Origin of the sequence: Paenibacillus sp. N3/727 (genome assembly GCF_022637315.1) — a bacterium.
In the GTDB taxonomy this organism is placed as follows: domain Bacteria; phylum Bacillota; class Bacilli; order Paenibacillales; family Paenibacillaceae; genus Paenibacillus_AQ; species Paenibacillus_AQ uliginis.
On sequence record NZ_CP093336.1, the window covers coordinates 6051809 to 6063824 of the forward strand.

At 49.7% G+C, this 12016-nt stretch carries 11 protein-coding genes and 1 other annotated feature; of the genes, 4 read left to right on the forward strand and 7 right to left on the reverse strand.

What is annotated here, in order from left to right:
- Positions 1-9: 9 nt before the first annotated feature.
- The 5 genes from MNQ98_RS28235 to uxaC all read right to left on the reverse strand — a co-directional run bounded on the left by MNQ98_RS28235 (position 10) and on the right by uxaC (position 5207).
- The gene (locus tag MNQ98_RS28235; protein WP_241931146.1) at positions 10-2451 is read right to left on the reverse strand and encodes a heavy metal translocating P-type ATPase; all 2442 of its coding nucleotides are present in this window, start codon (positions 2449-2451) and stop codon (positions 10-12) included.
- Positions 2452-2494: 43 nt separating this feature from the next.
- Complete coding sequence (locus MNQ98_RS28240; RefSeq protein ID WP_241931147.1) at positions 2495-2695, reverse strand: cation transporter; 201 nt, start codon at positions 2693-2695, stop codon at positions 2495-2497.
- Between the two features lie 304 nt (positions 2696-2999).
- On the reverse strand, positions 3000-3323 hold the full coding sequence (locus tag MNQ98_RS28245) for a metal-sensitive transcriptional regulator (RefSeq protein ID WP_241931148.1): 324 nt from the start codon (positions 3321-3323) through the stop codon (positions 3000-3002).
- Between the two features lie 128 nt (positions 3324-3451).
- Positions 3452-3697, reverse strand: coding sequence for a glutaredoxin family protein (locus tag MNQ98_RS28250; RefSeq protein ID WP_241931149.1), 246 nt, complete (start codon positions 3695-3697; stop codon positions 3452-3454).
- Between the two features lie 106 nt (positions 3698-3803).
- Positions 3804-5207, reverse strand: a complete 1404-nt coding sequence (gene uxaC, locus MNQ98_RS28255) for a glucuronate isomerase (RefSeq protein ID WP_241931150.1) — start codon at positions 5205-5207, stop codon at positions 3804-3806.
- An 88-nt stretch (positions 5208-5295) separates the two neighbouring features.
- On the opposite strand from uxaC, the gene MNQ98_RS28260 reads away from it, so the two are divergent.
- From MNQ98_RS28260 to trpS, 4 genes are all read left to right on the forward strand, one after another.
- Complete coding sequence (locus tag MNQ98_RS28260; protein ID WP_241931151.1) at positions 5296-5976, forward strand: GntR family transcriptional regulator; 681 nt, start codon at positions 5296-5298, stop codon at positions 5974-5976.
- Positions 5977-6118: 142 nt separating this feature from the next.
- A complete protein-coding gene (gene uxuA / locus MNQ98_RS28265; RefSeq protein ID WP_241931152.1) occupies positions 6119-7210 on the forward strand; it encodes a mannonate dehydratase in 1092 nt (363 codons plus the stop codon).
- 14 nt (positions 7211-7224) lie between these two features.
- Positions 7225-8079: an SDR family oxidoreductase gene (locus tag MNQ98_RS28270; protein ID WP_241934065.1), complete on the forward strand. Its 855-nt coding sequence runs from the start codon at positions 7225-7227 to the stop codon at positions 8077-8079.
- Positions 8080-8188: 109 nt separating this feature from the next.
- Positions 8189-8471 (forward strand) — a binding site (T-box leader).
- Between the two features lie 53 nt (positions 8472-8524).
- The gene (gene trpS, locus MNQ98_RS28275; RefSeq protein ID WP_241931153.1) at positions 8525-9511 is read left to right on the forward strand and encodes a tryptophan--tRNA ligase; all 987 of its coding nucleotides are present in this window, start codon (positions 8525-8527) and stop codon (positions 9509-9511) included.
- A gap of 115 nt (positions 9512-9626) precedes the next feature.
- Here the strand turns inward: trpS and MNQ98_RS28280 are convergent, their stop codons facing one another.
- A complete protein-coding gene (locus MNQ98_RS28280) occupies positions 9627-10934 on the reverse strand; it encodes a 6-phospho-beta-glucosidase (protein WP_481856692.1) in 1308 nt (435 codons plus the stop codon).
- A gap of 52 nt (positions 10935-10986) precedes the next feature.
- On the reverse strand, positions 10987-11952 hold the full coding sequence (locus MNQ98_RS28285) for an N-acetylglucosamine kinase (RefSeq protein WP_241931155.1): 966 nt from the start codon (positions 11950-11952) through the stop codon (positions 10987-10989).
- Positions 11953-12016: the final 64 nt, after the last annotated feature.

The following is a 12016-nucleotide window of genomic DNA, read 5'->3' on the forward strand; positions in this document are numbered from 1 at the left end:
GCGCTGTCGTTATACCTTCATCCGTTGCAATCTGAGTGCATTCAGTACGACGGATACCGAGCTCAGTGCCATCGCAGCACCGGCAACCCAAGGAGCCAGAAGGCCGAATGCGGCAATCGGTATGCCCAAAGAGTTGTATCCGAGCGCCCAGATAAAGTTCTGGCGAATGTTCGACATCGTTTTGCGGCTCATATAGATAGCGTCTGGAATGCTGTTAAGATCGCCCTTCATCAGCGTAACGTCAGCCGCTTCCATTGCAACGTCCGTACCTGTGCCAATCGCCATCCCGATATCCGCCATGGCCAATGCTGGCGCATCGTTGATACCATCTCCAACCATTGCCACTTTTTTGCCTTGCTGCTGTAATTTCTTAACTTCTTCCGCTTTCCCCTCCGGAAGTACCTCTGCACGGACATGGTCAATGCCTGCCTGCTTGGCGATCGCCTGAGCAGTGCGTTCGTTGTCCCCGGTAATCATAATGACATCAATGCCCATACCTTTCAGCCTAGCGACTGCTTCCCTGGACGTTTCCTTGATCGTATCAGCTACGGCTACAAGACCCGCATATTGACCATCCACAGCTGCAAGCATAGCCGTTTTGCCCTCTGTCTCCAGTTGGGACATCCGGGTGTCAGCCTCACCGATTCCAATCTGATGCTGATTCATCAGCTTCCGTGTTCCAACCAGCACGGTGTGGCCTTCTACTACGGCACGGATACCGTAGCCGGGAATCGCTTCGAACTGTTCCGTTGCTGGAAGAGTTATGCCTTCACCAGTTATGCCTGTAACTATGGCTTCCGCCAACGGATGCTCGGAGTTTTTCTCAGCCGCGCCAACCAATCGTTTGAACTGCAATTCATCTATTCCATTGACCTCAACATCCGTAAGTTCCGGTTTCCCTTTCGTAACCGTACCGGTTTTGTCGAGGATGATCGTATCAATTTTGTGCGTGGACTCCAAATGCTCCCCGCCTTTAAACAGGACACCCATCTCTGCTGCACGCCCGGAACCGGCCATGATAGAGGTTGGTGTTGCAAGACCCAATGCACAAGGGCAGGCAATGACCAGAACGGCAATCGCAATTTCCAGCGAGCGGGCGAAGTCGCCCGGTGTCACCAGGAAGAACCATATCAAGAACGATACAATCGCTATACCTACAACAATCGGGACAAATACACCCGAGATCACGTCAGCAACCCGCTGAATCTTCGCTTTAGAGCCCTGTGCCTCTTCCACAACCCTGATGATTTGTGCAAGTGCTGTATCCTTACCGACTTTGGTCGCTTTAATCATCAGTCTGCCGTTCTTGTTCAACGTTGCTCCGATGACAACGTCGCCGGCCTTCTTCTCTATCGGAATGCTCTCACCGGTCAGCATCGATTCATCAACCGCTGAGATTCCCTCCAACACTTCGCCATCTACCGGAATCTTCTCACCCGGCTTGATGATGACCATATCACCGCGGAGTACCTGCTCTACCGGAATAGACATCTCCTGGCCGTCACGGACGACCACTGCTGTCTTCGCCTGAAGACCCATCAACGACTTGATCGCTTCCGAGGTCCGACCTTTGGCTAAAGTCTCAAATAGCTTACCGAGCAGCACAAGTGTGATCAGAATGGCACTCGTCTCATAATACATCGCAGGTCCGTGGTGAGCATCCGCTCCCGCAACGAACCAATCTATGGTCAAATACAGACTGTAGAAATAAGCCGCGGACGTACCAAGGGCTATCAATACATCCATATTCGCGCTTTTGTTGCGCAGAGCCGTATAGGCTCCCACATAAAACTGCTTACCAATATAGAACTGTACCGGCGTTGCCAATATTAATTGGAACCACGGATTCATAAATATATCCGGTATCCAGAGCCATGACGTAAATGAGAAGTGGCTCACCATGGACCAGAGCAGCGGCAGTGACAGAAGAGCCGAAATCAACAATTTTCGCTTTTGCTTCTTGATCTCAAGTTCCCGGTGTTCTGACTTATCCTGCTGCTCTTCCTTGGGCATCGCCTGATATCCAAGCTTATCGATACGCTGTTGAATATCCGGAATACTTACTTCCGCCGGATTGTACTCCACCCGAAGACTTTCCATCGCAAAGTTTACTGCCGAGTTGGAGACACCGGGCATTTTCCCTACAACCTTCTCAATCTTGACGGCACAAGCTGCACAGTACATGCCAACGAGCTGCAAATCCGCAGTCTCTTGAAGCGTACCATAACCGAGTTTCTCAATCTTCTCTTCCATCTGTTGGACGTTAACGACCTTCGGATCGAAGGTTACCGCCGCTCTTTCCAGCGCAAAATTCACATTCGCTTCCTGTACGCCTTCCATCTTAGACAGACCTTTTTCAATCCGGTTCGCGCATGCCGCACAGGTCATACCCGTCAGCTGTAAAGTCGTTTTTTTCATTTCTTTTTGAAGTGACTCATTTGCTGCTCCCATGTGCTAATCCCACCTCTTTTCAGTCTGCGTAAGTTCAGGGCAATTAGACAACGCCGTAGCCCTGCTCCTCAATCGTTTGTTTTACCGTTTCAAGCGTCAGCTTGCTTTCATCGTATTCTACGGCAACCGTACCTTCACCGAGATTTACCTTTGCATGGGCTCCGAGCTCTTTAACTGCACCTTCAATGGAATTGACACAGTGTCCGCACGACATTCCTGTTACATTAAGCGTAACGTTCTGCATTATAATCTCTCCTTTTTGATATATTGCAGCTTGCTGACTTTATCGTTATCATGCTATCTGCCGCTTATACTTGTTATCTATCTGAGCTGTTGTCTAGCTTCATGTTCTGGCCAGTTGACATTTTCAGCTCTTTACATTTTGTAGTTTACCCCCCTACCCTATATTTGTCAAGCGATAAATTTCATATTCCTGTAAAAATAATACTGCCACACCGAAAATGGGTGGCAGACGATAAACGCGCTTATATCAGCAGTTCCGGGTACTTCCCTTTACACAGCTTTACGCCTTCTCTAATGAATTAAACTTATTTCATCAACTTATGCATGGTGACCAGAAGTTCTGAAATAACTTCATCGTCGCCTTCCTGAATTCTCTCGATCACGCAGCTCTTCATGTGATGCTCCAACAGCAGCTTACCGACACCGTTCAGCGCTGACTGGATCGATGAAATCTGGTTTAAGACATCATCACAGTAAGTATCTTTCTCGATAAGCCCTTTTACTCCGCGGATTTGACCTTCAATCCGATTCAACCGACTGATCAGATTGCTTTTAGTTTTGTCGGAATGATGGCTTTTGCGTTCACCTGGAACTGCACATGACGCATGTGATTGATTTTCTGCAGTCACTTGTGATCCCCCTCTCTGGTATACATATTTTATAATAACTGCTGTCTATCCGTATAGATGCCTGACATATCTGCTGAATCTTAATATATTTGATAAAAACAACCGCCTAAACCTGTCCTTGATTATGGTTAGCCTAACAGCAGCTTTTCAATCTCCTGTCGGTTAAACACAAAACCGAAAAACTCTTGATCATTAATATATATCGTAGGAACAAGCGTCTTTCCGGAGCGTTTGCGGAGCTCTTCAGCATATTTCGGCTCATTGGCGATACTATATTCCTTATAGCTTATCTCATGGTCATTCAAAAATTTCTTGAAGTTTCTGCAGTCTTCACAGGTTGGCGTTGTATATACTTCCACTTTCAACTTTTTCATCGGAAGGCCTCCTTAAAGAATAATGAAACATCCGTTATTGAGTTTCATCATATCATATAGCCCCCCACCCTATCCACCATTAAGAAAAAATAGTCCTTCCCTGATATCAACGGATCTCAAAATAGCGTTCAGCGTTCCTGTAGCAGATATCCTGGATGATGCCACCAATATAATCATAATCCGCCGGTAACTCACCATCTTTGATCCACTCCCCGAACAGACCACACAGGACTCGGCGGAAATATTCATGACGCGGGAAGGACATAAAACTGCGGGAGTCGGTCAGCATGCCAACAAAGGTACTGATTAGACCGATCGAGGATAAGGCCTTCAGCTGCTGGAGCATACCTTCCTTCTGATCATGGAACCACCAGGCTGAACCGAGCTGAAGCTTCCCTTCAACTTCTGAGGATTGAAAGTTGCCAATGGTGGCAGCGATCATTTCATACTGTGCCGGGTACAGGCTGTAGACAATCGTTTTGGGCAGTTCATGATTCCGATCCAGCTCACTTAAAAACGCGTTCAATGATGCTGCTAAATGAAAGTCGAGAATGGAGTCATACCCGCTGTCCTTGCCGAGCTTTACGAACATTCGCGCGTTGTTGTTACGGATCGCTCCGATATGCAGCTGCATAACCCATCCACGGGCGCAATACATCCGGCCGAGCGCCAACAAGGTAAAGGTGCGGTATTTACTTTCCTCTTCGGATGTAATGGCCACTCCTTGCATTGCTTTGCTGTAAATTTCCGCTGCTTCCTCTTCTGTAGCAGCTGTATACGGAAAAGCACCAAACCCGTGATCCGACAGGCGGCACCCTTGCTCGTGAAAGTAAGAAATTCGCTTCTCCAATCCGTTAATGAGTCCCGCATAGGTATCGACCGTTACATTAGCGGACTCTCCCAGTTCCTGTACATATCCAGCAAATCCGGTATGTGAAATATCTAGAGCTCGGTCCGGACGAAAAGTCGGAGTGACAACCGTTTTGATGTCGGGGTTATTTCTGATACTCCGGTGGAATTCGAGATTGTCTATGGGATCATCGGTCGTGCAAGCCACCTTGACCTTAAACTTCTCCAGTATGCCTGCTGCACGCAGAGATGAATCCTGCAGCCGCTCGTTACAGCGGTCCCACACTTCCTCCGCATTGTGCTCAGTCAGCCGCTCTTGTATGCCAAAATAACGGGACAGCTCCAGATGTGTCCAATGGTACAGCGGATTTCCAGCCATACGCGGGACACTTTTGGCCCAAACCATAAACTTGTCTTTATCGGAGGCATTTCCTGTAATTAGCTCTTCGTCTACACCAAGCCAGCGCAGAGCTCTCCATTTATAATGGTCCCCATCCAGCCACATTTCCGTCAAATTGCGGAACTGGTGATTCTCGGCAATATCTTGCGGACTCAAATGGTTATGATAATCAAAAACAGGCATTTCCACAGCATAATCGTAATAAAGCTTTCGGGCGCTTTTACTGGTGAGCAACAATGATTCTGTATCGAAACGACTCATACTTGTTCCCTCCTACGATTTTGTCTGAATAACCAGTTCCATACTACCATACAAGTATGGTAGTATGGAACGACAGGAGATGATTCAAGTGGAAAATTCTTTGCGTATGCAACCCGGATCAGCCGGAAATATCGTGTACAACAAGCTGAAGCAGCAGATTGTGAGCCTGGAGCTTCCGCCAGGGACGACGCTGTCCGAGAAGGAGATGTCCCTTGCCTTCGACGTAAGCCGGACACCGGTCCGTGAAAGCTTTGTCCGCCTGGCCCAAGAAGGGCTGGTGCTGGTGCTGCCGCAGCGGGGAACCCGGGTGTCGCTTATAGATCCCGAGCTCGTCGAGGAAGCGCGTTTCATGCGGGAGCAGTTGGAGAAGGCGGTCATCAGCCTTGCCTGCGAATCTTTCCCAGAGGATAAACTCGCAGAGCTGGAAGCCAATCTGGCACAGCAGAAGGAAAGCATTGAGCGGCACGACGGCAAGCAAATGTTCGAGTTGGATGAGGCATTTCACCGGATTTTATTCGAAGGTTGCCGCAAGCAAGGAACCTGGAACGTCATTCAGCAGATGAACGCTCACCTGAACCGAAGCCGGATGCTGTGGCTGTCTGCTGATCCGCATTGGGGCCACCTGTATGAGCAGCACCGAGTAATGGCTGACGCGATCCGCAGACATGACAGTGATTATGCCGAGCGTGTCATGCAGGAGCATTTGAGCCTGATCATCTCGAATTTGACCGTGCTCAAGGAGAAGCACCCGGATTATTTTAAAATATAAGAAAGTCAAAATTTTATTTTGTACACTTTCCTTATATTTCTCGAAGAAACGCAGTCGCCCTTTTAAAAAGAACGACGAAGTCGTTTCTTCTTGCTAAGCCATGGTTTGTTTCGAATCCCTATATGGAAGAGGCGGTGGAAAAATGCGTATGGTATTCCGCTGGTTCGGCGATGGCAATGATACGGTCACGCTTGACCAGATCAGACAAATTCCCGGCGTAGAAGGCATCGTATGGGCACTGCACGATATCCCGGTCGGTGAGGAATGGCCGATGGAACGGATTCAGGAAGTCCATAAACAAGCAGAAGCGTACGGACTTCATCTGGATGTAGTTGAAAGTGTGAATGTGCACGAGGACATTAAACTGGGCCTTCCTTCCCGCGATCACTACATAACCAACTACATCCGCACGATGGAGAAGCTGGCGCAGGTCGGCGTCAAAGTCATCTGTTACAACTTCATGCCGGTGTTTGACTGGGTGCGTACGGATCTGCATAGGGCTACTGGCGACGGATCAACGGCACTCTTTTTCGAAATGGCATTGATTCATGGCATTGATCCGATGGAGCTGGTACGTAACATAAATGAAAATAGCACACTGACCATGCCCGGCTGGGAACCGGATCGCCTTGCTCATTTAACTTCCCTATTCGAGGCCTACCGGAACGTGACGGAAGAGGATTTGTGGAACAACCTAGAGTATTTCCTGAACGCCGTCATTCCGGCGGCAGAGCAATGCGGCATTAGAATGGCGATTCACCCGGATGATCCGCCTTGGCCAATCTTTGGGCTGCCTCGTGTCATTACGAGTCAGGATAATATCCGCAGATTCTTGAAGCTGTACGACAGTCCGTCGAACAGCATAACACTGTGCAGTGGATCTCTCGGAGCGAATCCTGACAATGACATCATCGGGATGATCCATGAATTCCATGACCGGATTCCGTTTACGCATATCCGTAACGTGCGAGTATTTGATAACGGAGATTTCATCGAGACGTCACACCGGACGCAGGATGGAACCGTTGATATCGCCGGCATTGTTAAAGCCTATAATGACAACGGTTTCAATGGATACTGCAGACCCGATCACGGGCGTCATATCTGGGGTGAGGAGTGCCGGCCGGGATACGGACTGTATGACCGTGCACTCGGCATCATGTATTTATGGGGTGTATGGGATTCCTTGGAGAGGTCCAGAATCGTCAAGGAAAAGGAGGCTTCCACCGTATGAATGAATCTCCGCAGATCACGAAACTTCCGAAGCATCCTGCTCTTGAAGGAAAAGTAGCTGTTGTAACAGGCGGTTCCGGTGTCTTATGCCGCGCAATGGCGCTGGAGCTGGGCCGCCAGGGCGTTAAAGTAGCCGTGCTGAACCGCACAGTGGAGAAAGGCCAACTCGTTGCGGGCGAGATTAAGGCAGCAGGCGGCGAAGCGGTTGCTGTCGTATGCGACGTCACCGATGCAGACAGCGTGCGCCATGCCGAGCAGTCGGTACGTGAGCTGTTAGGACCGTGCGATATTCTCATTAACGGAGCCGGTGGCAATCACAAGGATGCCAATACGACTAACGAAGTTTTTCGGCCGGAGGATTTTGAGAAACCTGAGGTTTCCACCTTTTTTGACCTCAGCGTTCCCGGGTTCCGGAGTGTTATGGATCTGAATTTCATCGGTACGCTTATCCCGACGCAAATATTCGGCCATAGCATGCTCGGCCGTCCGGGCGCAGTCGTGCTCAACGTTTCATCGATGAGCGCACCGTCGCCGATGACCAAGGTGCCTGCCTACAGTGCTGCGAAAGCCGCAATCAACAACTTCACGCAGTGGCTGGCTGTGCATTTAGCCGAGTCCGGCATCCGGGTCAACGCCATTGCCCCGGGCTTCTTCCTGACGGAGCAGAACCGCAAACTGCTGACTCATGAAGACGGCTCATTGACCGAACGCTCTCATAAAATTATTACCCATACCCCCATGAGGCGGTTTGGCGTGCCGGAAGATCTGCTCGGTACGGTCCTCTGGCTGGTGGATGAGCAGACATCCGGATTCGTAACAGGAACCGTCATTCCGGTGGACGGCGGATTTATGGCATACTCTGGTGTGTAATATCACCCAGCCCTACTCTCTGAGCCTATAAGCTCAGGGATTTTTTATACTAGATAGTTGCCCGCTTGACGATCTTTCTGAAATATGGCATCTTTATAGGAACGAATACACGAAAGCGATGAAGGGAAAATAGTAGCTTATCCATCATTGTCCAAGCGAGCCGGCGACAGGTGTGAGGTCCGGTACAATGAGGTATGTGAATGGGTCCCTTCGCTTCAAACCGAACCCCTGCCCGGCAGGCCAGTAGGCTTTGACGGCTCTCCCCCGTTACCATGGGAGAAGTGATCGGAACAGGCATTCAGACTTAAAGCCTTTCTTCCCGTCATGTTAAAGTGCGGCACATGGTTGCCGAAAAGTGGTGGTACCGCGGAGTCAAACACTTCGTCCCTGAGCAAGGGGCGAGGTGTTTTTTTATTTTTTCATAAACCTAAGGAGGTCAATCAATATGAACAAAAGAATGCTGTCAGGTATCAAGCCCAGCGGAGATTTGAACATTGGAGGATACAGCGGCTCACTGAGCCAATTTGTGGCTAACCAGCACGACTATGAATGCTACTTCTTCATCCCTGATCTGCACGCAGTAACGGTGTATCAGGACCCCAAAGAGCTACACCAGCGGTCCCGGGACATTGCCGCCCTGTACATTGCCGCAGGCATCGACCCGAAGAAGGCTGTCATTTTCCTTCAGTCACAGGTACCTGCTCACGCCGAGCTTTCATGGCTGCTGGAGACACAGGCACATTTCGGTGAACTGAGCCGGATGACGCAGTTTAAAGACAAGTCCGAAGGTAAGGATACCGTCAGCTCAGCCCTGTTCACTTATCCGGTTCTGATGGCTGCCGACATCTTGCTCTACCGGACTACTCACGTACCTGTCGGGGATGACCAAAAGCAGCATATCGAGCTGACACGCGATCTGGCTACGCGATTTAATAATAAGTTCGGTAATACATTTGTGCTGCCTGAGCCGATCATCCAGGACACGGGTGCACGAATCATGGGTCTCGACGATCCATCCAGTAAAATGAGCAAAAGCAACCCGAACCAGAACAGCTACGTGTCGCTTCTTGATGACCCGGCCGTAATCCGCAAAAAGTTCTCCAGAGCCGTAACGGACTCCGAAATGAACGTCCGTTATGACTGGGATACCAAACCTGAGGTCAGCAACCTGATTGAGATTTATTCCGTATTTTCAGGCGATTCCATTGAGACGATTGAGAAGCGCTATGAAGGCCAAGGCTACGGCGCGCTTAAAAAGGAATTGGCGGAAGTAGTCATTACCAAGCTGGAGCCGATCCAGAAAACATACCATGAAATCGTCCATTCTGAAGAGCTGGACAATATTCTGAAAGACGGCGCCCGCCGTGCCAATGAAGCTGCTCAGAACACACTGCTTGCCGCGAAACGCGCTATGGGATTTGTAACGTTCTAAACAAATGAAAAGCCTCCCAAGAAGAGGATGACAACAGCCGCACCAGGCTGCATCTTCCTCTTCTACGGGAGGCCTTTTACTATAAAACCATAGGATTAGTCCAATATCTAGTCAATTATTTAAAGAATGCAGGCAAGTATGGTTTGTGTGCTTCCAACAGCTCATCCAGCACCTTCTTGGCCACATCAACGGAAGGAACGAGCGGATGATGAGCCAGCGCTTGCAGAGCAATGCCGCGATCGCCAGTTACTGCCGCGTCAATCGTTAACTTCTCGTATACTTTCACCGCATGCATTAGGCCTTTTACATGCTCCGGAACGTTCTTGGGCGCCAATGTAACCGGACCTTGTCCTGTCACTACGCAGTTGACCTCAATGCTCGCATCCGACGGCAGAAAATCGAAAGTATTGCCGTTCGCTACGTTCAATGCCTGAATATCACGTTTGTCGTTGTAGATGGAATTCATCAGATTCACCGCTGCTTCAGAATAGAAAGCTCCGCCCCGCTGTTCCAGCTGCTTCGGCTTCACGTCAAGGTTCACGTCTTTATACAGCTCGAACAATTCCGTTTCCACACGACTGACGATGTCGGCACGGGTACCGTCCTTTTCCAGAGATGCCTTCATGTCTGTGAACATTGTGTCCTTCATGTAGAAATATTTCAAGTAATACGTCGGGATCGCGCCCAAGGATTTCAGGAAATCGGCATCCCAGCCGAGGGTAGGCACATTTTTCGCTGTATAGCTTTTGCCGCCGTCCAGCAGTTCCGGAAGCTTTTCTTCCCCACGAACGATGGCGGAGGTTACCCAGTGCAGATGGTTGATACCTACAAACTCAGGCAATACATCCTTCTCTGGTACCTGATACTCTGCAGCCAAGAACTTCTGGAAGTTAATCGGAGAGTTGCACAGACCGACCGAGCGAACTTTGCTGTGCTTCAGCACCGCTTCAGTGACAATACCCGCCGGATTCGTAAAGTTCAGCATCCACGCATTCGGTGCCAACTCCTCGATATCGCGGCAAATATCCAGAATGACCGGCACCGTACGAAGCGCCTTCATCATGCCCCCCGGGCCTGTTGTCTCTTGGCCGATAACTCCATGTTGAATCGGAATATGCTCATCCAGCTTCCGCGCTGCCAGCAGGCCGACACGCATCTGTGTCGTCACGAAGTCTGCACCTTCAATCGCACGCTTGCGATCGAGTGTCAGATGAACCTCAATAGGAAGTCCAGATTTCTCAATCATGCGTTTAGCCAGGTTGCCAACGATGTCCAGCTTGTGCTTGCCTTCCTCGATGTCCACGAACCACAGCTCACGAATGGGCATTTGGTCATAATTGCGAATGAATCCTTCCACGATTTCTGGTGTGTAAGAGGAGCCTCCGCCGATGACGGTTATTTTGAGACCGGTTGATTGTGCCACTTGAATCGCCTCCATAAGATGATGTTTATATAAATTAGTGAACTAAGATCTATTAAAAAGATAAAGATTTCAATTTTCCTTCCGTCTCAGCGTCGATCACTTGGCCATCCGACTCCATCGCACTCATCAGGGCGCCTGCTACCGGATCTGAGGTTAAATGAACGCATCTTGCATGAGGTGCCCGTGCGGCAACTCCGCGTTCAATGGCATCGGTGAGAATTGAGCTTTTTCCCTTGTTCAAAACGCTTCCAATATAGACGATATCAAACGTTTCATCCGACATGCCAAGACGTCTGATCAAGGCACATACGGCATTAGCCATCTCTTCACCTTCAGTTTCAAGAATGGAGACCGCTACAGCATCCCCTGCTTCAGCCGCTTCCAGTAAAATTTTCACCAGACTGGACGGAATGGAGATTTTATCGTACAGCACGTCCTCGAACAATGCTTCAACAGAAGTATAACCCATGTGATCGAGCACCAAAGAAGTTAATCGCGTCTCAGGCCCGCGGCCATCCCACGCCCTCATGACAGACCGGAACGCGAGCATTGCTAAACCTGACCCTCCTGCGTAGCCGTCACCATACTTAAAGCCAAAACCGCCGTACTGCAGCTCCTCGCTATCCGCATTACGGGCCGCGCTGTTAAATCCGGTTCCGCAAATAATCGCCGCACCGTAAGGACGGTTTGTACCCGCGCGCATGCCGATCATCGTATCACAGGCAATCTCGTGCTTCAGATACCCCATTCCGCCGATCATCGGGCGCAAAATCTCATAATCCGTTTCACGGTCCGCTCCAGCCAATCCGAAGTAGGCAAAGTTGACGTCTTTTTTCGTAATTCCGGCTTCAAGCAGTGCTGCGTCGCAGGCAGCGTTGATGTTACTTTCCGCCTTTTCACGGTCAATTTGATGATTTCCGTTACCCGCCATTCCTTTGCCTAACACATTACCGCGCTCATCTACAATAACGGCATGAGTCTTGCTTCCTCCGGCGTCCACGCCCAAATATCTCCTCATGTACATCACTCCTTCCGCTGATCACGGGATCAAACTGTTGTTATATGTACAAGATACTCTTTTA